Source organism: Pseudomonas sp. B21-059 (assembly GCF_026016285.1).
GTDB lineage: Bacteria > Pseudomonadota > Gammaproteobacteria > Pseudomonadales > Pseudomonadaceae > Aquipseudomonas > Aquipseudomonas danubii.
The window spans coordinates 4,735,120-4,754,604 of sequence record NZ_CP087201.1; the positions used below are offsets into that span (position 1 = coordinate 4,735,120).

19 protein-coding genes and 1 pseudogene are annotated in these 19,485 nt (G+C 62.2%); 14 read left to right on the forward strand and 6 right to left on the reverse strand.

Annotated features, from left to right (window positions below):
• Positions 1-138: 138 nt before the first annotated feature.
• A complete protein-coding gene (locus LOY69_RS20685) occupies positions 139-687 on the forward strand; it encodes an RNA polymerase factor sigma-70 (RefSeq protein ID WP_011062465.1) in 549 nt (182 codons plus the stop codon).
• Positions 688-727: 40 nt separating this feature from the next.
• Here LOY69_RS20685 and LOY69_RS20690 read toward each other — a convergent pair whose 3' ends face one another.
• The 3 genes from LOY69_RS20690 to LOY69_RS20700 all read right to left on the reverse strand — a co-directional run bounded on the left by LOY69_RS20690 (position 728) and on the right by LOY69_RS20700 (position 2,691).
• Positions 728-1,081, reverse strand: a complete 354-nt coding sequence (locus LOY69_RS20690; protein WP_110594528.1) for a pyoverdine biosynthesis protein — start codon at positions 1,079-1,081, stop codon at positions 728-730.
• 95 nt (positions 1,082-1,176) lie between these two features.
• Complete coding sequence (locus LOY69_RS20695; RefSeq protein ID WP_102880405.1) at positions 1,177-1,971, reverse strand: substrate-binding periplasmic protein; 795 nt, start codon at positions 1,969-1,971, stop codon at positions 1,177-1,179.
• A 96-nt stretch (positions 1,972-2,067) separates the two neighbouring features.
• Positions 2,068-2,691, reverse strand: a complete 624-nt coding sequence (locus tag LOY69_RS20700) for a TetR/AcrR family transcriptional regulator (protein WP_102880406.1) — start codon at positions 2,689-2,691, stop codon at positions 2,068-2,070.
• 178 nt (positions 2,692-2,869) lie between these two features.
• Here LOY69_RS20700 and LOY69_RS20705 point away from each other — a divergent pair, with 178 nt between their 5' ends.
• From LOY69_RS20705 to LOY69_RS20740, 8 genes are all read left to right on the forward strand, one after another.
• Complete coding sequence (locus LOY69_RS20705; RefSeq protein WP_102860946.1) at positions 2,870-4,660, forward strand: acyclic terpene utilization AtuA family protein; 1,791 nt, start codon at positions 2,870-2,872, stop codon at positions 4,658-4,660.
• A gap of 10 nt (positions 4,661-4,670) precedes the next feature.
• Complete coding sequence (locus LOY69_RS20710) at positions 4,671-5,540, forward strand: SDR family oxidoreductase (protein ID WP_102880407.1); 870 nt, start codon at positions 4,671-4,673, stop codon at positions 5,538-5,540.
• Positions 5,541-5,543: 3 nt separating this feature from the next.
• Positions 5,544-7,160 carry a geranyl-CoA carboxylase subunit beta gene (gene atuC / locus LOY69_RS20715; RefSeq protein WP_265073540.1) on the forward strand — a complete coding sequence of 539 codons (1,617 nt, stop codon included), beginning with the start codon at positions 5,544-5,546 and terminating at the stop codon, positions 7,158-7,160.
• A 41-nt stretch (positions 7,161-7,201) separates the two neighbouring features.
• Positions 7,202-8,359, forward strand: a complete 1,158-nt coding sequence (atuD, locus tag LOY69_RS20720) for a citronellyl-CoA dehydrogenase (RefSeq protein WP_102880409.1) — start codon at positions 7,202-7,204, stop codon at positions 8,357-8,359.
• Positions 8,356-9,153 carry an enoyl-CoA hydratase/isomerase family protein gene (locus LOY69_RS20725; protein WP_265073541.1) on the forward strand — a complete coding sequence of 266 codons (798 nt, stop codon included), beginning with the start codon at positions 8,356-8,358 and terminating at the stop codon, positions 9,151-9,153. Before atuD ends, LOY69_RS20725 begins: the two co-directional genes overlap by 4 nt.
• 57 nt (positions 9,154-9,210) lie before the next feature.
• Positions 9,211-11,196, forward strand: a complete 1,986-nt coding sequence (locus LOY69_RS20730; RefSeq protein WP_265073542.1) for an acetyl/propionyl/methylcrotonyl-CoA carboxylase subunit alpha — start codon at positions 9,211-9,213, stop codon at positions 11,194-11,196.
• Between the two features lie 62 nt (positions 11,197-11,258).
• Entirely contained in the window at positions 11,259-11,798 is a 540-nt protein-coding gene (locus LOY69_RS20735; RefSeq protein WP_102860940.1) for an exonuclease domain-containing protein, read from the forward strand.
• Between the two features lie 74 nt (positions 11,799-11,872).
• Positions 11,873-12,157 (forward strand): pyrimidine/purine nucleoside phosphorylase, encoded by a 285-nt coding sequence (locus LOY69_RS20740; RefSeq protein ID WP_102860939.1) that lies wholly within the window; start codon positions 11,873-11,875, stop codon positions 12,155-12,157.
• 81 nt (positions 12,158-12,238) lie between these two features.
• Here LOY69_RS20740 and LOY69_RS20745 read toward each other — a convergent pair whose 3' ends face one another.
• Both LOY69_RS20745 and LOY69_RS20750 read right to left on the reverse strand, forming a co-directional pair.
• Positions 12,239-13,042: an MOSC domain-containing protein gene (locus LOY69_RS20745; RefSeq protein WP_102880413.1), complete on the reverse strand. Its 804-nt coding sequence runs from the start codon at positions 13,040-13,042 to the stop codon at positions 12,239-12,241.
• A 94-nt stretch (positions 13,043-13,136) separates the two neighbouring features.
• A complete protein-coding gene (locus LOY69_RS20750; protein WP_102860937.1) occupies positions 13,137-14,072 on the reverse strand; it encodes a chemotaxis protein CheV in 936 nt (311 codons plus the stop codon).
• A 563-nt stretch (positions 14,073-14,635) separates the two neighbouring features.
• Here LOY69_RS20750 and LOY69_RS20755 point away from each other — a divergent pair.
• The 3 genes from LOY69_RS20755 (at position 14,636) to LOY69_RS20765 (ending at position 17,157) form a co-directional block, all read left to right on the forward strand.
• On the forward strand, positions 14,636-15,073 hold the full coding sequence (locus LOY69_RS20755; RefSeq protein WP_102860936.1) for a hypothetical protein: 438 nt from the start codon (positions 14,636-14,638) through the stop codon (positions 15,071-15,073).
• Between the two features lie 534 nt (positions 15,074-15,607).
• Complete coding sequence (locus tag LOY69_RS20760; RefSeq protein ID WP_265074915.1) at positions 15,608-16,501, forward strand: sensor histidine kinase; 894 nt, start codon at positions 15,608-15,610, stop codon at positions 16,499-16,501.
• Positions 16,498-17,157, forward strand: a complete 660-nt coding sequence (locus tag LOY69_RS20765; protein WP_102880415.1) for a response regulator transcription factor — start codon at positions 16,498-16,500, stop codon at positions 17,155-17,157. The genes LOY69_RS20760 and LOY69_RS20765 overlap by 4 nt, the downstream gene beginning before the upstream one ends.
• A gap of 1 nt (position 17,158) precedes the next feature.
• Here the strand turns inward: LOY69_RS20765 and yegS are convergent, their stop codons facing one another.
• Positions 17,159-18,058, reverse strand: a complete 900-nt coding sequence (yegS, locus tag LOY69_RS20770; RefSeq protein WP_102860933.1) for a lipid kinase YegS — start codon at positions 18,056-18,058, stop codon at positions 17,159-17,161.
• A gap of 208 nt (positions 18,059-18,266) precedes the next feature.
• On the opposite strand from yegS, the gene LOY69_RS20775 reads away from it, so the two are divergent.
• Complete coding sequence (locus tag LOY69_RS20775) at positions 18,267-18,452, forward strand: sugar transferase (RefSeq protein WP_413787131.1); 186 nt, start codon at positions 18,267-18,269, stop codon at positions 18,450-18,452.
• A 121-nt stretch (positions 18,453-18,573) separates the two neighbouring features.
• A pseudogene (locus LOY69_RS20785) lies at positions 18,574-19,276 on the forward strand (cupin domain-containing protein); the annotation flags it as partial.
• Positions 19,277-19,485: the final 209 nt, after the last annotated feature.

Below are 19,485 nucleotides of genomic sequence, written 5' to 3' on the forward strand. Positions count from 1 at the left end.
AATCTTCACCGGCAGAGAGCATTAGTTCTTTTTCTCAATTGACAATCATTATCATTCAGCCTAATTTGTCGCTCGATGTGTAGGGCAGGTCGGATTTTTCTGACGTCCCACTTACCTCTTTGCAACAAGGTGATTTCCATGACGGAACAAGTATCCACAAGCAGGTGCGATTCACCGTTACTCCAGGCTTTTGTCGACAACCGTCTGATCCTGGTCAAGATCGCAGCCCGAATTACCGGCTGCCGATCCCGGGCTGAAGATGTGGTCCAGGATGCCTTTTTCCGCCTGCAGTCGGCGCCGCAAATCACCTCCTCGTTCAAGGCCCAGCTCAGCTACCTGTTCCAGATCGTGCGCAACCTGGCCATCGATCACTACCGCAAGCAGGCCTTGGAGCAGAAGTATTCAGGCACTGAAGAGGAAGGCTTGAATGTGGTCATTCATGGCGCTTCACCTGAAACCTCCCACATGAACTTTTCCACCCTGGAAAACATCGCCGAAGCCCTGACCGAACTGCCCAGCCGCACGCGCTACGCCTTCGAGATGTACCGCCTGCATGGCGTTCCGCAAAAGGACATCGCCAAGGAACTGGGGGTCTCGCCGACCCTGGTGAACTTCATGATTCGCGATGCCCTGGTGCATTGCCGCAAAGTCTCGGGCAACCGACCCGACACCTTCGCCCGCCGCTGACCTGCGACCGGCACCCTGCAGCACCTGGCTTGAACCGTGTTCACACCTCAAGCAGGCCACTCTGGCCAAGCACCAGCAATGCCGCACGTTTGTGCAACAGATCGAACTCCTGCTGGCAGTACCGACAACGGTTATGCCCGGCACAGGCGGGGGCGTGGGCGAATGCCGGGGGCGCTTGAGTGCCCGGCGGGTCCAGGTACAGCGCGTGTACCTGCGCCGACAGCCAGAATGCCAGCCGGTCCTGCCGGGCCGCTTCGACGGACTGGGCATCGGTGGGCGCCGCCCCTCGGGCACAGATCCATTCGAACAGCCGCTGCCGGCCGGCAACCTCGTCGATCACCGGCGCCCTGCCTGCGGACACAGCCTCGACACTCAGCGGATTCACAAGGGACATGGCAAGGCTCACCGTCAATGGGCATTCAACCAAGTGACGTGGGCCGCCGGGAGAAATTTAGCCGCGCTCCCCGCAGAAGCGGGAAAAACCGGGCCTCAGGCGTGGGGCACGGGCATCACGACGATGCGGTAGGGATCGAAGATTTTGCGCATCTGGCCGTTGTCCCGCAGTTTTTGCAGGAACCCGGCAAAGTCTTCGGCGCTGATGGGCGCCTTGGGCCGGATCAGGGTGTAGTGGTGGTAGACCTGATCGATGCGCTGGGACACCAGCAATTGGCCGCTGCTCTGGGCGTTGCGGGCCAGGAAGTCGCTGAGGTAGGAACGGGTCACCAGGGCCATGTCCGCCCTGCCCCGCAGCACCATCAGCAGGTTGCTGTCATGGGAATAGGTGAGCGTGGCGTTGTAGCTGTCGGCCAGGTACTTGGGGTCGGCATTGAACTGGGCGAAGGCGTAGTGATAGCCGCTGAACAGTGCCAGGCGCTTGCCCTTGAGCTCGGCAAAATACTCCTGGCCGCGACCGGGCTCACGCTGCGCAACGAAAATCTCCGCATCTTCCAGGCCCATGTCGACACTGGTATGGGCAATCTTCTCCCAGCCCCAGGCCGGATTCTCGAAGATCGCCAGGTCCACTCGACCTTGTTCGAAGTCTCGGAAGCGTCGGGGAATCGACGTGGGAACCAGGACGAACTGGTAGTCGTTCTGGGACTGGTTGAGCGCTTCCACCAACTGCGGCAGCAAACCGGTATCGGCACCGGTTTCAGGACGGACGGTATAGGGCGGAAAATGCGCCGCCGCGACCCGCACCAGCTGCGCCGAGAAGGCCGGACAGACCCAAAGTGTTGCCAGCGCCAGCAAGAGCATTCGCAAGGCTGACCGCAGCGGCAAGGACATCAAGGCAACACACCTCGGAGAAAAGAAAAGGAATGCCGTAAAGCTAGGCGTTTTCAGGCGCTTCGACAATCTCGCGGCAGAGAATAAATCAGCGCCTCAATGATCCTTGAGCACCAACAGCAAGGCTTCCTGGGCCAATTGCTCCAGCGTCATGCTGCCCTGGGCGCGGAACCAGGTAGTGGTCCAGGACAAGGCGCCAGTGAGGAAGCGCCGGGTAATGAACACATCGCCCTTGATGAATCCGGCGTCCTTGGCCTCGCCCAGCACCTGCAGCCAGATCTGTTCGTAGATGTCCCGCAATGCCAGGACCGCGGCCTGACCTTCCGGGGACAGCGAACGCCACTCATAGACCAGCACCGCCATGGCTTCGCCGCTGCCGCCCATGATCGATTGCAGTTCGCAGCGGATCAGCGCCAGCACTCGCTCGCGCACGCTGCCGGCCTCGGCCAGTTCGGCGCGCATCAAGGCGGTGTTGTAGTGAATGGTTTCCTGCATCACCGCGCGCAGGATGTCGTCCTTGCTCTTGAAGTGGTGGAAGATGCTGCCGGATTGAATACCCACCGCGCCGGCCAGATCGCGCACCGTGGTGCGTTCGTAACCCTTGTTGCGAAACAGGTGCGCGGCAGTCTGCAACAGCTTGCCCCGGGCGCTCTCGGGATCGGTCACTTGTCCGCTGGCGATCAGCTCGCGCACTACCTGCAAGGCTTTTTGCTCATCCACCGGTGTTCTCCTACCGTCACTTCGTCAAAAGCTCAGCCGGAAACCGGCTGTAGCGCGCGCAATTTAAGCCCCTCACTGCTACCAAGCAAGCGCTTGGGTCGAAGAATCCACTCGCCCATTTACAAACCAAGCGCTTGCTTGGTAGCCTCCTCGCAGTTCTTTTCTCGAGAGCCCTGCCATGACCAAGACCGTACGAATCGGCTGCGCCAGCGCCTTCTGGGGCGATACCAGCAGCGCCGCCGCGCAACTGGTGGAAGGTGGACGCCTGGATTACCTGGTGTTCGATTACCTGGCGGAGATCACCCTGTCGATCATGGCCGGGGCCCGCATGAAAGACCCGGACACGGGTTACGCCACGGATTTTGTCGAGGTGCTCAAGCCGCTGCTGGCGTCGATCCACGAACAGCAGATCCGCGTGATCAGCAATGCCGGCGGGGTCAATCCCCACGCCTGCGCCAGTGCCTTGCGCAGCGCCTGCGAGCAGGCCGGGGTGCCACTGAAGATCGCCGTGCTGCTGGGGGACGACCTGCAACCGCAGTTCAAGCAACTGGCCGGCGCCGGAATCAAGGAAATGTTCAGTGACGCCCCCTTGCCACCGATGTGCGTCTCCACCAATGCCTACCTCGGCGCCCCGGGCATCGTCGAGGCCCTGCGCCTGGGAGCGGATATCGTGATCACCGGTCGCGGCGTCGACAGCGCGGTGGTCAGCGGCGCCCTGGTCCACGAATTCGCCTGGTCCTGGCGGGACTACGACCGCCTGGCCCAGGCGGCCCTCGCCGGACACATCATCGAGTGTGGCGCCCAGTGCAGTGGCGGCAACTTCACCGATTGGCGCGAGGTGCCGGACTACGAGCACATCGGCTTTCCCATCGTCGAGGTCGACGCCGACGGCGGGTTCGTGGTCAGCAAGGCTCCGGGGACCGGTGGGCTCATCAGTCCGCTGACAGTCGGTGAGCAGTTGCTGTACGAAATCGGCAATCCACGGGCTTATCTGCTTCCCGATGTGGTGTGCGATTTCTCCCAGGTGCAGGTACAGCAGTCGGCACCGAATGAAGTCCGGGTCCAGGGTGCCAAGGGTCTGCCCCCGAGCCACCAGTACAAGGTCAGCGCCACCTACCCGGACGGCTTCCGTTGCACCGCCAGTTGCCTGATGGCCGGGATCGACGCGGTGGCCAAGGCACGCCGGGTCAGCCAGGCGATCATCGACAAGACCCGCGAAATGTTCAGCCAGCGCGGCTGGCCGGACTACAGCGAAGTCAACATCGAACTGTTGGGCAGCGAAGCCACCTACGGCCCCCATGGCCGTCGCCAGGACAGCCGCGAAGTGGTGATCAAGCTGGCGGTGCGCCATCCGCACAAGGCGGCGCTGGTGCTGTTCTCCAGGGAGATTGCCCAGGCCGCCACCGGCATGGCTCCAGGGCTGACCGGCATCGTCGGTGGACGACCCACGGTGTATCCGGTGATCCGGCTGTTTTCTTTCCTGCTGGACAAGGACGCCTGCCACCTGGAAATCGACCTCGCCGGCCAGCGTCATCCCTGCGCCCTGCCCGAAGTCGACCGCCTGGACGCCAGCGCCCTGCCCGCCCCGCATTCACTGCCCAAGCCCCAAGGCCGTCCCGATGCCAGCGTGCCCCTGGTCAAGTTGGCGGTGGCGCGCTCGGGCGACAAGGGCAACCACAGCAACATCGGTGTGCTGGCGCGCCATCCCGACTACCTGCCATGGATCGCCGAAGCCCTGACCCCCGAAGTGCTGGTGGACTGGATGGGGCATGTGCTGGACCCGGTCCACGGCCGGGTCCAGCGCTGGTACCTGCCGGGCATTCATGGCCTCAACTTCCTGCTGGAAAACGCCCTGGGCGGCGGCGGTGTCGCCAGCCTGCGCATCGACCCGCAAGGCAAGGCCTTCGCCCAGCAGTTGCTGGAAATCCAGATCCCGGTGCCGCAGAGCATTGCCGATGCCGTCAATTAAAGGAGCTGCCGTGGTGTACGACTCGATTTTCAAAGCGCAACTGTTTGCCGGCCAGACCATCATCGTCACCGGCGGTGGCAGCGGCATTGGTCGTTGCACGGCCCATGAGCTGGCGGCCCTGGGTGCCCAGGTGCTGCTGGTGGGGCGCAAGGCGGAGAAACTGCAGAAGGTTGCCGGGGAGATTGCCGAGGACGGCGGCCAGGCCCACTGGCAGGCCTGCGACATTCGTGACGAAGAAGCGGTCAAGGCCCTGGTAGGGCAGTTGGTCGAGCGCTTTGGTCCGATCCACGGCCTGGTGAACAATGCCGGCGGCCAATATCCGGCGCCCCTGGCTTCGATCAACCAGAAAGGTTTCGAAACCGTGCTGCGCACCAATCTGGTGGGCGGCTTCCTGATGGCCCGGGAAGTGTTCAACCAATCCATGAGCCGCCACGGCGGCAGCATCGTCAACATGCTCGCCGACATGTGGGGCGGCATGCCCGGCATGGGCCACTCCGGCGCGGCCCGCTCGGGGATGGACAACTTCACCAAGACCGCTGCCTACGAATGGGGCCACGCCGGGGTCCGGGTCAACGCCGTGGCACCGGGCTGGATCGCCTCCAGTGGCATGGACACCTACGAAGGCGCGTTCAAGGCAATCATTCCCACCCTGCGCGAGCACGTGCCGCTCAAACGCATCGGTACGGAATCGGAAGTCAGCGCGGCCATCGTCTTTCTGCTCAGCCCCGGTGCGGCCTTTGTCAGTGGCAGCACCTTGCGCATCGACGGCGCCGCCAGCCTCGGCAGCCGCGCCTGGCCGTTGGCCAAGGCGCGCAACAGTGAGTCGTACAACGGTTTTCATCGGGCCTACCTGCCCGATGTGCTCAAAGGCGAGGACTGAGCCATGCCGGTGATCCAATCCCAGCTCGATCCCCACAGCCCGCAGTTCGCGCAGAACCGCGAGGCGATGCTGGCGGGCTTGCAACAGTTGCAGGCCCTGCAGCAAAACCTACTGAACAAGGCGGCCGAGGCCAAGGCCAAATTCGACCAGCGCGGCCAGCTGCTGCCCCGGGAACGCCTCAACCTGCTGCTGGACCCCGGCGCGCCCTTTCTTGAACTGGCCAGCCTCGCCGGCTACAAGCTGCACGATGACAAGGACGGCAGCCAGGCCGGTGGCGGCCTGATCGCCGGCATCGGCTATGTGTGCGGGGTGCGCATGCTGGTGGTGGCCAACAACAGCGCGATCAAGGGCGGGACCATTTCCCCCAGCGGCCTGAAGAAGTCCCTGCGCCTGCAACAGATCGCCATGGAGAACAAGCTGCCGGTGGTAACCCTGGCGGAAAGCGGGGGCGCCAACCTCAACTACGCGGCGGAGATCTTCGTCGAGGGCGCGCGCAGTTTCGCCAATCAGGCGCGAATGTCGGCCATGGGCCTGCCACAGATCACCGTGGTCCACGGCTCGGCCACCGCCGGTGGCGCCTACCAGCCCGGGCTCTCGGATTACGTGGTGGTGGTACGGGGCAAGGCCAAGCTGTTTCTCGCCGGACCACCACTGCTCAAAGCCGCCACCGGCGAGGTGGCCACCGATGAACAACTGGGCGGCGCCGAGATGCACGCCCAGGTCGCCGGTACCGCCGAGTACCTGGCGCAGAACGACGCCGACGGCATCCGCATCGTCCGCGAGATCGTCAGCCTGTTGCCGTGGAACGCTCAATTGCCGGTACAGCCCGCCAGAACCTGGAGCGAGCCGCTGTATCCCATCGACGAACTGCTCGGACTGATTCCCTCTGATCCGAAAAAGCCCTATGACGCCCGGGAAATCATCGCCCGCCTGGCGGACGGCTCGCAGTTCCTGGAATTCAAGGGCGAGTTCGATGCCCAGACCCTGTGCGGCCACCTGCAGATCCAGGGCCGGCCCTGCGGTTTTATCGGCAACAACGGCCCGATCACGCCCCAGGGCGCGAGCAAGGCGGCGCAGTTTATCCAGCTCTGCGATCAGAGCCGCACGCCGCTGCTGTTTTTCCACAACACCACCGGCTTCATGGTGGGCACCGAATCTGAGCAGCAAGGGGTGATCAAGCATGGGGCGAAGATGATCCAGGCGGTGGCCAATGCCCGGGTGCCGAAGCTGACCATCGTCGTCGGCGGTTCCTACGGCGCCGGCAACTATGCGATGTGTGGCCGTGGCCTGGACCCGCGCTTCATCTTCGCCTGGCCCAACAGCCGTACCGCGGTGATGGGCGGCGCTCAGGCCGGCAAGGTGCTGCGCATCGTCACCGAGGCCAAGCATGCGAAGAACGGCCAGGAAGCCGACCCGAAGATGCTCGACATGCTGGAGCAGGTCACCGCGCAGAAACTCGACGGCCAGTCCACGGCCTTGTACGGCAGCGCCAACCTGTGGGACGACGGCCTGATCGACCCCCGGGATACCCGCACGCTGCTGGGCTACCTGCTGGACATCTGCCATGAGGCCGAGGCCCGGGTCTTGCAGCCCAACAGTTTCGGTGTGGCACGGTTTTGATAGGGCATTTCGCGGTCTGACCCCACTTGAGGAGAACAACAATGATCTTCACCCAGGAACACGAAGAACTGCGGCGCACGGTGCGCCAATTTGTCGACCGCGAAATCAACCCCCATGTGGAGGAATGGGAGAAAGCCGGGCGCTTTCCCATCCACGAGATTTTCCGCAAGGCCGGCGAGCTGGGGCTGCTGGGCATCTCCAAACCGGAAAAATTCGGCGGCATGGGCCTGGACTACAGCTATTCCATCGTCGCCGCCGAAGAGTTCGGCACCATCCATTGCGGCGGTATTCCCATGTCCATCGGCGTACAGACCGACATGTGCACCCCGGCCCTGGCGCGCTTCGGTTCCGATGAGCTGCGCGACGAGTTTCTGCGCCCGGCCATCACGGGCGAGCAGGTGGGCTGCATCGGCGTCTCCGAAGTCGGCGCCGGTTCCGATGTGGCCGGGCTCAAGACCCACGCCCGCAAGGACGGCGACGACTACGTGATCAACGGCAGCAAGATGTGGATCACCAACTCCCCCAGCGCCGACTTCATCTGTCTGCTGGCCAATACCTCGGACGACAAGCCACACATCAACAAGTCGCTGATCATGGTGCCGATGAACACCCCGGGCATCAGCCTCAGTTCGCATCTGGACAAGCTCGGCATGCGCAGCTCGGAAACCGCCCAGGTGTTCTTCGACGATGTGCGGGTGCCCCAGCGCAATCGAATCGGTCATGAAGGCGCCGGTTTCATGATGCAGATGCTGCAGTTCCAGGAGGAACGGCTGTTCGGCGCAGCGAACATGATCAAGGGCCTGGAGTACTGCGTCGACAGCACCATCGAGTACTGCAAGGAGCGCCGCACCTTCGGCAACCCGCTGATCGACAATCAGGTGATCCACTTCCGCCTGGCCGAACTGTCCACCGAGATCGAGTGCCTGCGGGCCCTGGTCTACCAGGCCACCGAGCAGTATGTGCGCGGCCAGGACGTGACTCGCCTGGCCTCCATGGCCAAGCTCAAGGCCGGGCGCCTGGGTCGCGAAGTCAGCGACAGCTGCCTGCAGTACTGGGGCGGCATGGGCTTCATGTGGGACAACCCGGTGGCCCGCGCCTATCGCGATGTGCGCCTGGTTTCCATTGGCGGCGGCGCCGACGAGATCATGCTGGGGATCATCTGCAAACTCATGGGCATCCTGCCGGGGAAAAAGAAATGAGCCCGCTCCCGACCTGCCAGACCCTGCTGCTGGAACCGCGCAATGGTGTGCTGTTCATCACCCTCAACCGCCCCGAGAGCCGCAACGCCATGAGCCTGCAGATGGTGGCGGAACTGCGCACCGTGCTCGCTGCCGTGAGAGATCGGCGGAGTATCCGCGCCTTGGTCCTGCGGGGCGCCGGTGGCCATTTCTGTGCCGGTGGCGACCTCAAGGACATGGCCGGCGCCCGCACCCGAGGCAGCGCTGCCTACCGTGAACTGAACCGGGCCTTCGGTGCGCTGCTGGAAGAAGCCCAGCAGACGCCCCAGGTGCTGGTCTGCGTGCTGCAAGGAGCGGTGCTGGGCGGCGGCTTCGGCCTGGCGTGTGTCAGCGATATCGCCATCGCCGAACACAGTGCGCAGTTCGGCATGCCGGAAACCGGCCTCGGCCTGCTGCCGGCGCAGATCGCCCCTTTCGTGGTGCGGCGCATCGGCCTGACCCAGGCCCGACGCTTGACCCTGACCGCCGCCCGCTTCGACGGCGCCGAGGCCCTGCACCTGGGCCTGGTGCATTTTGTCGAGGCTGATCCCCGGGCCCTGGAAGAACGCCTTGAACAGCAGTTGTCGCAGGTCCTGCGCTGCGCGCCCGGGGCCAACGCTGCGACTAAGGCCCTGCTCCTGGCCAGCGTCGACCAGCCTCTGGGGCCCCTGCTGGATCAGGCCGCCGAAGACTTCGCCCAGGCTGTCACCGGAGCGGAAGGCCTCGAAGGCACCCTGGCCTTTGTGCAGAAACGCAAACCGGCCTGGGCCAGCTGAGCCCTTGTAGGAGCCGGCTTGCCGGCGAACGCCCCCCACCGATTCCCGGGAGCCTGTATGCCCACCTTCAACAAGATCCTGATCGCCAACCGTGGCGAAATCGCCTGCCGCATCCAGCGCACCGCCCAGGCCCTGGGCTATCGCACCGTGGCCGTATTCAGCGACGCCGACGCCGAGGCCCTGCATGTGCACATGGCCGACGAAGCCATCCACATCGGCCCGTCCCAGGTGCAGCAGTCCTACCTCAACAGCGAGGCGATCCTCGACGCTGCCCGGCGCAGCGGTGCCGACGCCATTCATCCGGGCTACGGCTTCCTCTCGGAAAACCCCGAGTTCGCCGCGGCCTGTGCCGCCGCCGGTATCACCTTCATCGGCCCCAGTGCCGCCGCCATCGAACTGATGGGCAGCAAGCGCCGCTCGAAGATCGCCATGCTCGAAGCCGGCGTGCCTTGCATCCAGGGTTACCAGGGCGAGGAGCAGGACGACGCCACCTTGCAGCGCGAGGCCCAGCGCATCGGCTATCCGCTGATGATCAAGGCCAGCGCCGGCGGTGGCGGACGCGGCATGCGCCTGGTGCAGCAGCACGAAGATCTGCTGGAGCAGATCCGTACCGCGCGCTCGGAAGCCCTGCATGCCTTCGGCAGCGACGAGCTGATTCTGGAACAGGCGCTGATCGAGCCGCGGCACGTGGAAATGCAGGTCTTCGGCGACCAGCACGGTCACTTGATCTATCTGGGTGAACGGGACTGCTCGATTCAGCGCCGCCATCAGAAGGTCATCGAGGAGGCGCCCTGCCCGGTAATGACCGAGGAACTGCGTCGGGCCATGGGCGAAGCGGCGCTCAAGGCCGGGCGCGCGGTGAACTATGTCGGTGCCGGCACTGTGGAGTTCCTGCTGGACGCCCGCGGTCAGTTCTACTTCCTGGAAATGAACACCCGTCTGCAGGTGGAGCATCCCGTCACGGAATTGGTCACCGGCCTGGATCTGGTGGCCCTGCAGTTGCAAGTCGCTGCCGGCGAGCCCCTGCCCCTGACCCAGGAGCAGGTGCAGCTCAACGGCCATGCCATCGAAGTTCGCCTGTACGCCGAGGACCCGGCGCAGAACTTTCTGCCCCAGACCGGCCAGGTCCTGCGTTGGCAGCCGGCGCCGGGGATACGCACCGACCACGGCTTGCAGGAAGGCCAATGGGTCAGCCCCTTCTACGACCCGATGCTGGGCAAGCTGATCGCCCACGGTGCCACCCGCGAGGAAGCCCGGCGCAAGCTGTTGCGCGGGGTCGAGGACTGTGTGCTGCTGGGGCTTGAAAGCAATCGCCGGCTGCTGGCCGGTCTGCTCAGGCACCCGGTATTTGCCAGCGGTCGGTTCAGCACCGCGTTCATCGCCGAACATTTTGCCGAGGACCTAAGCCTGCAACCGCAGTGCCCCAGCCTTGAGGAACTGGCCATCGCCGCTGCGCTCTTCTATCACCACAGCGCCAGCGCACACCGCTCAAACCTGAGTGCCTGGCGCAATAACGCCAGTGTGCCCCTGGGCTACCGCATCGGTCTGGATGACCGTCAATGGTCGCTGGAGCTGAGCCCTTCGACATCGGGCCTGTTGCACGTACAGCAGGGGGATGACGTGTGGGCAATCAAGGTGATGGCCGCCGATGGCCGTCGGGCCACGCTGGAGGTCGCGGGCATTCGCCGGCACTACGCCTATCGGTTGCAAGACGGCGAACTCTGGCTGAACAGCCGCCAGGGCAGCCTGCATCTGCAGGACCGCACCCATGCGCCGGTACAGAGTCAACTGAGCACCGATTCCGGCACCCTCAAGGCGCCCATGGACGGGGCCATAGTCGACGTACTGGTCAGCGAGGGCATGAGTGTCAGCAAGGGCCAACTGCTGCTGGTGCTGGAGGCAATGAAGATGGAGCACCCGCTCAAGGCCGGGATCGACGGAGTGATCACCCGGGTCCAGGTCAACCTCGGGGACCAGGTGAAGAACCGGCAGATTCTGCTGGAGGTGGAACAAGCCGGCCCCGCCGCGGAAATGGAGCACTAGGCGGATGCCTCAGCTTTGGCTACGCTCAAGCCTCATCAGGAGCTTGAAGGCTGGAATTAGCGATGCCCCACTGGCTGGTAATAGATCTGGAAGCCACGACGGATGAAGGGGGCTGGCCGGTAAGCGAGATGGAAATCATCGAAATCGGAGCCACCCTGGTCAACCGCCAGGGTCGGGAACAGGACCATTTCCAGCGTTTCGTCCGCCCCCTGCGACGCCCTCGGCTGACGCCGTTCTGTCGCGAGCTGACCCATATCACTCAGGCCAATATCGACAGCGCCGCACCGTTGGGCGAAGTCTGGACCCTGTTCGAACGCTGGCTGGGCCAGCATCAGTCGCGCCTGGAGGGCTGGGCCAGTTGGGGCGACTATGACCGCAAGCAACTGCAACTGGAGTGGCACAACCAGCAACTGCACAGCCTGTTGAATGACGTCCCCCACATGAACCTCAAGCAGCGCTTTGCCAAGGCCCGGCGTCTGGAGCGCCCCCTGGGCCTGAATGCAGCCTTGCAGCTGGCCGGCATGCAGTTCAACGGCCAGCAGCATCGAGCCCTGGAAGATGCACGCAATACAGCGCGCTTATTGCCGCTGATTCTTCCATGATGGCGGCAGGTGACGGCCTTTGAGGCCTTGTGCATACTGGCCGACCTTTTTGACCCTTTCTTGAGGAATCGCCCATGTTTAAAGTCAACGAGTACTTCGACGGCACCGTCAAGTCGATTGCCTTCGGCACGGCCGAAGGTCCAGCCACCATTGGCGTCATGGCCCCGGGCGAATACGAGTTCGGTACGGCGCAACGGGAAATCATGCACGTGGTGTCCGGCGCCCTGACCGTGCGCCTGCCCGACAGCGCCGACTGGGAAACCTTTCCTGCCGGCAGCCAGTTCAACGTACCGGCCAACAGCAAGTTCCAACTGAAAGTCGCCGTGGAAACCGCCTACCTGTGCGAATACCGCGGTTGATTCACCTGTCACGGCTGTCGCGCTGACAAAAAAATGCCCGTCTCCTAAAGAGACGGGCATTTTTCATGGAGCCAAGAAACGCTATTCGAGGACAGTCACTGGCATCCCCACCTGCAAGCGACCATTGCCGTCGTTGACCAGATTCTGCCCGAACATCGCCCCGTCAGCCTGGGCGCGATATTTCTGCAAAGTGGCCAGGGGTTCGCGGTCGGCGCTGCGTTCGCCAGTCTGTGGGTCAATGGTGGTCAGGATGCAGCGCGAGCACGGCTTGACCACACGAAACTCGACATCGCCAATCCGTATGCGCCGCCACTGGTCCTCGGCAAAGGGCTCGCTGCCTTCGATCACCAGATTGGGTCGAAAACGCAGCATCTCCAGAGGCCGCCCGACGCGACCGGCCAGGTCCTCCAGGGACGCCTGGCCAATCAACAAGAGTGGAAAACCATCGGCGAACGCCACTTGATCATCGTCCCTGCCGTAACCGGCTGCGGTGCTCCGCGCCCGTTCCGCGGGTACCTGCACCAGGCGGGTGGGCTTGCCGATGAACTCACTGACCCAGGCGCCCGCTTCGTCACCGGCATCAGGCACCCGCAGGCTGTCATGCCAGATGGTCACGCCGCGCAGTGCGGCATCGGCCGCTGGCAGGGGCACATCAAGGGTGGAAAACCCGGGAGCGCTGAGGGTCAGGCCACCCTGGTCATTGCACAGCGCCGAGAGCTGGCTCATGCGGCCCACGGCACGCTGGGTGAGGAAGCGCCCGCTGGCCTCGTCCACCAGCATCCAGCGGCGATCCCCCTCCAGGCCGAGCTTGTCCAGGCCGATCTGTTGCAGGGTTTCGCCCTTTGCGGATTTCAACGGGTATCGATAAAGCGCGCTAAGACGCATGTCCAGCTCCCTGTGTGGGCAAAAAGCCTCACCCTATACCAGCGCTTCGACGAAACAAAGGTGCAAGGGAAAAGCAGCCGGACATCCTCATGAATCAGACGCTGACTTCATCCAGCATCAAACGCTGACGGACCACGTCCACCAGTTTGTCCGGCTGAAACTTGGAGAGGAAGTTGTCGCAACCGACCTTCTTCACCATCGATTCGTTGAAACTGCCGGACAAGGATGTGTGCAGGACCACATAGAGCCCACGCAGGCGCGGGTCGTTGCGGATCTCGGTAGTCAGGCGATAGCCGTCCATCTCCGGCATTTCCGCATCGGTGAATACCATCAACAACTTGTCGGTCATGTCGACCCCGGTGTCGGCCCAGGCCTTGAGCATGTTCAGAGCCTTGAGGCCATCGCTGGCGATGTGCATCTTCACCCCCAACTGGCCGAGGGTGTCGCGCAGTTGTGAAAGCGCCACGTTGGAGTCATCCACCAGCAACACTTCACGGCCGCGAGCACGTTCGAGCACAGGATCTTCCAGCTTGTCCCGGGAAACCTTGGCGTTGTAGGGCACGATTTCCGCCAGGACCTTCTCGACGTCGATGATTTCCACCAGTTGCTCGTCAACCTTGCTGATGGCCGTCAGGTAATGCTGGCGCCCGGCGCTGGTGGGCGGCGGCATGATGGCTTCCCAGTTCATGTTGACGATGCGGTCCACGCCGCCCACCAGGAACGCCTGCACCGAACGGTTGTACTCGGTGACGATGATGGTGCTGTTGGGCCCCGGAACCAGCGGGCGCATGCCGATGGCCTGGGACAGGTCGATGACCGGCAAGGTCTGGCCACGCAGGTTGACCACACCGCAAACGAACGGGTGGCGCTGCGGCATCAGGGTCAGCTTGGGCAGTTGCAGGACTTCCTGGACCTTGAAGACGTTGATCGCGAACAGCTGCCGACCGGCCAGGCGGAACATGAGGATTTCCAGGCGATTCTCACCCACCAGCTGCGTGCGTTGATCTACCGTGTCGAGAATGCCGGCCATTAATGACTCCTGGGCTTGTTCTGATGAATTCACTAAAGACAGATATCGGCGGGATCCGCCGGATCTTGACCCGCATGCAAATTGCCACATGAAAGCCATTGATGTCACATTAACATCATGCTTTACTGAGCCGGTCAATTCATCAGCACGACTCTCCGACGGCGCGACCTTCTTCGCGGCGTGAAGTTCCCGCGCCTAAGGGTTTCCCCTAGCAACAATCAGGACCATCCTGATATTCGCAATATCCAATAGCCATTAATGTGACGCCATTCTCATTGCATGAACGGAGTCAGGCTTTTGTTTGTGATCGCAGAAAGGTGGCCCAGCACCCTTTCAAGCCTCAGTACCCACGCCCATCAAGCCCCAGCGCAAGTGCGCCGCATTGCTGTGGCCGGCATTCGGGTTGCTTGCAAAAGCGATGAACAACCACTCTCACAGCCGCTCGCGCCACCTGAAAAAAAATCAGATTTATCTGATATACAAACGCAAAAAACGCGTCATACCTTAAAACCGTTCAGCCAAGGCCCTATCCCGCCATCGGACTCGAAGTCATGGAGATAAGCATGCTAAAGGACGGCCATGAGTGCGCTCCCCCCCTGCCTGAGTTCCTGCTTGAAGCTCAGGCTCTACTGGCTAAATCGGAAGATTGCCTGAGCCATCTGCACTTGATCAGGAATGACGAAGAAGCGATCAACTGCCTGCTCGCCAGCCTGTTGTGCCTGGCCCAGACGGCAGCACGCCATTCCATCAGCCCGCTGGCCGAATTCGCCTTGCACATTCATGGCGTGTTGAAACGTACAGCACATCCAGTGGACCTCAACGATCCGATCCTCGACGCCTTGAAAAGCTGCCTGACCCTGATGGCCTGGCAACTGGAATTGATCGACCCGCACAACGGCCAACTCAATCTGGATGACAGCGAACAGGCCCTGCTGATCAACGAACTGACCGATCAAGTGGCGCAAAACTGTACCTGCGCTTATCCATCCTGCACCCATTGAAGTTGCACTTGTGCCGCTGGCTGGCAGATAAAACCCGCAGTTACAATAGCCAACCCGAAATATCAGTAGAACTTCAGGCTCAGGGTCAACTATCTGGTCGTTATTGAGTATTTCATACCCAAGAGCGACATTACCGATTCTACAACTCCAACTAGCGCCAGCCCCGGGACTTACTGTTCATAGCCCTGCATGGGCCCGCAACATCGCCCACATCCCGAGCTTTCATTAGCCCTCCCGAAGTCCATGGAGGAAATGGAACAAACGTGCAGCAGATCCATATTCCTGACTTTCAGGACATATATAACTGTGCGTATAAACGCGACCAACGGTATCTTCGGTGGTATTATGTCGCCCATAAACGGACACAGTAATGGCACTTTGATTCCAATGTCGGCAGTCACTACTCGGCTTGTACAAGACAAACAGACAACGTTGATTGAAACCCAGTATTCAAATAACACCGTTTCTCAAACAAGCCTCGTCATCCACTTCTGACAAGGCTCTCGCAGCGAACATTCATTGGCTCCATCCGCTATGTACGCCAGCCTCAAGTCACTCTTCTCTTGGCCCCTCTCTCTAGATCATCTGCGCTGGCTCAGCCTGTTGCTGTGTTCCTGCTCAACCTTGGGCAACGCACTGATCTATTGCCTGGACCGGCCCTTGCCGCTGATCTTGCTGCTGCTCAATATCGCGGCCCTGACCTGTATCTGGGTGCAATACGGCTATTCGCGAAAGTCCATCCGTTTCCAGCCCCAGGAGCTCGCCGAACGCCTGCTAGAGGTCAAGGAAAATGAGCGACACCGCCTCAGCCGTGAACTGCACGATGACATCGGCCAGTTGCTGACAGCGGCAAAACTGCAGACCGATTGGCTCAAGCGTCGCCTGCCGGACGACCTGCAGGATTCCTGCGCGGTGCTCGGCACCACTCTGGAAGAGACCCTGGCCAAAGTGCGTGACGTGTCCGCAATCCTCAATCCTCGGCAGTTGGCCAGCCTGGGACTGGAGGCCAGCCTGCGCGCCCACCTGCTCAAGACCCTGGAAAACACCTCGGTGCACTGGAGCCTGGAATGCCGCCAGCGCCTGTCGGGAATCCCGGAAGAGATGGCCGTCGCAGCCTTTCGCATCACCCAGGAAGCGGTCACCAACATGCTGCGCCACGCCCAGGCGAAAAACCTGTTGGTACGAATACAGCGACTGCCGGAAGGCCTTTCGCTGTTCATCAGCGATGATGGCCAGGGGTTCGCCCCGGCCAGCGATCCCGGCGCCCTGGGCCAGCGCGGCATGGCCGGGATGCAGGAACGAATCAGCCAGTTGGGTGGCCTGTTGCAGGTCACCAGCGAGTTCGACCAAGGCACCCAGATCGAAGCACTCTTTCCCTGGGCCCCTCGCACCCTTGAGCGGGCCAGCACGAATAAGGTTTCACATTGACCTGTAATTTACTCTTGGTGGATGACCACTCGCTTATCAGGGCTGGCGTGCGTGCCCTGGTCATGGACATTCCCGGATACGCGGTGATCGGTGAAGCCGATGACGGCGCGCAACTGCTGGAAATGGTCGAGAAACTGCATCCGGACATCGTCCTGCTGGACCTGTCGATGAAACGCATCGGCGGCCTGGACGCCCTGCGCCGGCTCAAGGCAATGCGGCCCCAGAGCAAAGTCCTGATTCTGTCGATGCATACCGATCCCTCCCTGATCATGCAGGCCCTGGAATCCGGCGCCCACGGCTATTTGCTCAAGGACACCACCGCCACCGAACTCGAACACGCCCTGGAAGCCTTGCGCAACAACGAACGCTACCTGAGTCCGGCCATTGCTCACACCGTGATCAACCAGGCGCTGACCCGAGCCCAGAAGCACCAGCCCCAGCCTGCGGAAAACCACAACCTGACGGCTCGCCAGCTGGAAATACTGCGGCTGATCGTGCGGGGCAAGTCCACCCGGGAGATAGCTCTGGGCCTGGGTTTGAGCATCAAGACCGTGGAAACCCATCGCTCGCAGATCATGAAACGCCTGCAGATCTTCGACGTCGCCGGGCTGGTGCTGTTCGCCGTGCGCGAGCGCATCATCAGCCTCGACGACTGACTCAGCGAGCGGCGCCGAGCAACGGCGAATCCGCCGGCAAATGCACCTGCAAGGCCGCAGGACGGGCGGTAAACCGCAAAGTGTCGCCCTGCAGCGGTTCGCCATCAAGATTGATGTCCAGGCCTCTTGAGGCCTTGATCTCGACCCAGGGCAGACGCGCGCGGACAAACATATTGTCGATCCCCAGGCCACCGGCCAGCAGACTCTTCAGAGTGCCCACCAGCTCCTGAGGCGCCGGCAGAATGCTGATATCCAGCAAGCCGTCGTCGGCCATGGCTCCCGGGCAAAGCTCGTGCCCGCCTCCCGCCTGCCGGCCATTGCCGATGCCCAGGGCCAGCAACTCACCACGCCAATGGAAATCCGGCCCCTGCAATTCGCCATAAGCCGCACTCAACTCGGCAAAGCGCGACAGCCCGGTGAACAGATAAGCGGCACCGCCAAGGACTTTCTTCAAGTCTTCAGAGGTGTTGGCAGTGACCTGGCTACCAAAGCCGCCGGTGGCCATATTGAGGAAAATCTGCCCGCCAACCTCCCCCAGGTCGATCGTCCGAGCCGGGACGTCCAGCAGTTCCAGGGCCGCCGCCGGGTCAAGGGGAACACCGGCAGCCCGGGCAAAGTCATTGGCCGTGCCCAATGGCAGCAGCGCCAGACTGGCTTGGGTCGACGCGTTGGCCAGGGCCTCGGCGATATCGCGCAGCGTACCGTCGCCGCCTCCGGCAATCAGCCGGGTATGCCCGGCGTCCAGCGCCTCGCTCACCAGACGCTGGGCATCTCCCGCCTCCCAGGTCAGACGCACCGAAACCTCCCAGCCGGCAGCACGCTTGGCCTCAACCGCAGCGCGCACCTCATCGTTGAGGGCCTGCTTGCCGTGCAGTATCAACAGTGCCTTGCGCTCATTCATCAACCATGACTCCGGTTATGGGTTCCTTGAGGGATGTTGACCTCGGGCACAGCGAAATAAGTCTGTCCCTTCGATTATTTTTTTGCCCAAGCCAGCCTGGCTCGTACCTCCCACTGATGACCCAGATTAGCCTGCCAACGAGGAAAATCTTCCATAGCTAGTACGCCGAGTCGCTCTTCGACAACCGGCTGCGCTTGCAACTGATCCTGTGCAATCTGCCGCTGCCGGGCTGGCGCCGATCAATAACTACCGTGACGAGCCTCATACCCTGGAAAAAATCGAAAAACGTGTCGAATTCGACCTGGAATACATCGAAAATTGGTCAGCCTGTCTTGAACTGCACATCCTGTTCCGCACCATTGCGTCCGTCATCATGATCCACGAGGCCTTCTAAATGAGCCCGCTCATTCCCTGCATCATTGCTGGCGGCGCCGGCACCCGCCTGTGGCCGGTGTCCCGTGAGGCGCTGCCTGGAACAGAGCCACCACAGGCAAGGCCAACGCGAAGTGCAAGTGCAAGTGGAGCTGGACCGCGACAGCTTCGCCCTGGCGCCGGACATCTCGATGGAGCGCTCGAAGGAGGTCGCCGTGGAGCGATATCGGCTCCTGGCAGGCAGTGCGCGAGCTGAGCCCGGCGGACATACACGGCAACCAGTGCAACGGCGAGACCGTGCTGCATGATGTCCGCAACTGCTACATCGATTCACGCCAGCGCCTGGTGGGCGGTATCGGCCTGGACAACCTGATCATCATCGACACCCCGGACGCCCTGCTGATCGCCGACGGCAAGCGCAGCCAGGAGGTCAAACTGATCGCCCAGGAGCTCAAGCGCCTGGGCCACGACGCCTACCGCCTGCACCGCACCGTGAACCGCCCCTGGGGCACCTATACCGTGCTTGAGGAAGGACCGCGCTTCAAGATCAAGCGTATCGAGGTCAAACCAGGCGCCTCGCTGTCGCTGCAAAGGCACCACCACCGCAGTGAGCACTGGATCGTGGTCAGCGGCATGGCCCGGGTGACCAACGGAGAAGACGAGTTTCTGCTCGACACCAATGAGTCGACCTTTATCAAGCCCGGTCGCCCTCATCGACTGAGCAATCCCGGGGTGATCGACCTGGTAATAATCGAAGTGCAAAGCGGGGAGTACCTGGGCGAAGACGACATCGTGCGCTTCAACGACATTTATGGCCGAGCTCCCGCCGCCCCCGGTAACACCTGAAACAGCGTTGGCCCCGTGAATCTGCCACAACGGCAAGTGACGACGCTGCTCGTCAGGCAACTCGCCCGATAAATAAACCCAGGCCCACGGGTCGGGCAGCCTCAGTGCAGGCGCCTGAAAAGAGACGTAGGACTCAAAGTGAATTTTCTGACCGAAGAATGAGATTTGCCTGAATTGACCCTGCGGAGCCAATCAGTGACTGTGCATGC

What these genes read in the sequence shown, in the direction of transcription:
- atuC (WP_265073540.1), top strand. Translation starts at nt 5,544, where the DNA reads ATGCCGGTGATCCAATCCCAGCTCGATCCCCACAGCCCGCAGTTCGCG.
- LOY69_RS20750 (WP_102860937.1), bottom strand. Translation starts at nt 14,072, where the DNA reads ATGGCCGGCATTCTCGACACGGTAGATCAACGCACGCAGCTGGTGGGT.
- LOY69_RS20745 (WP_102880413.1), bottom strand. Translation starts at nt 13,042, where the DNA reads ATGCGTCTTAGCGCGCTTTATCGATACCCGTTGAAATCCGCAAAGGGC.
- LOY69_RS20755 (WP_102860936.1), top strand. Translation starts at nt 14,636, where the DNA reads ATGCTAAAGGACGGCCATGAGTGCGCTCCCCCCCTGCCTGAGTTCCTG.
- LOY69_RS20730 (WP_265073542.1), top strand. Translation starts at nt 9,211, where the DNA reads ATGCCCACCTTCAACAAGATCCTGATCGCCAACCGTGGCGAAATCGCC.
- LOY69_RS20695 (WP_102880405.1), bottom strand. Translation starts at nt 1,971, where the DNA reads ATGTCCTTGCCGCTGCGGTCAGCCTTGCGAATGCTCTTGCTGGCGCTG.
- atuD (WP_102880409.1), top strand. Translation starts at nt 7,202, where the DNA reads ATGATCTTCACCCAGGAACACGAAGAACTGCGGCGCACGGTGCGCCAA.
- LOY69_RS20705 (WP_102860946.1), top strand. Translation starts at nt 2,870, where the DNA reads ATGACCAAGACCGTACGAATCGGCTGCGCCAGCGCCTTCTGGGGCGAT.
- LOY69_RS20760 (WP_265074915.1), top strand. Translation starts at nt 15,608, where the DNA reads ATGTACGCCAGCCTCAAGTCACTCTTCTCTTGGCCCCTCTCTCTAGAT.
- LOY69_RS20725 (WP_265073541.1), top strand. Translation starts at nt 8,356, where the DNA reads ATGAGCCCGCTCCCGACCTGCCAGACCCTGCTGCTGGAACCGCGCAAT.
- yegS (WP_102860933.1), bottom strand. Translation starts at nt 18,058, where the DNA reads ATGAATGAGCGCAAGGCACTGTTGATACTGCACGGCAAGCAGGCCCTC.
- LOY69_RS20685 (WP_011062465.1), top strand. Translation starts at nt 139, where the DNA reads ATGACGGAACAAGTATCCACAAGCAGGTGCGATTCACCGTTACTCCAG.
- LOY69_RS20735 (WP_102860940.1), top strand. Translation starts at nt 11,259, where the DNA reads ATGCCCCACTGGCTGGTAATAGATCTGGAAGCCACGACGGATGAAGGG.
- LOY69_RS20740 (WP_102860939.1), top strand. Translation starts at nt 11,873, where the DNA reads ATGTTTAAAGTCAACGAGTACTTCGACGGCACCGTCAAGTCGATTGCC.
- LOY69_RS20690 (WP_110594528.1), bottom strand. Translation starts at nt 1,081, where the DNA reads ATGTCCCTTGTGAATCCGCTGAGTGTCGAGGCTGTGTCCGCAGGCAGG.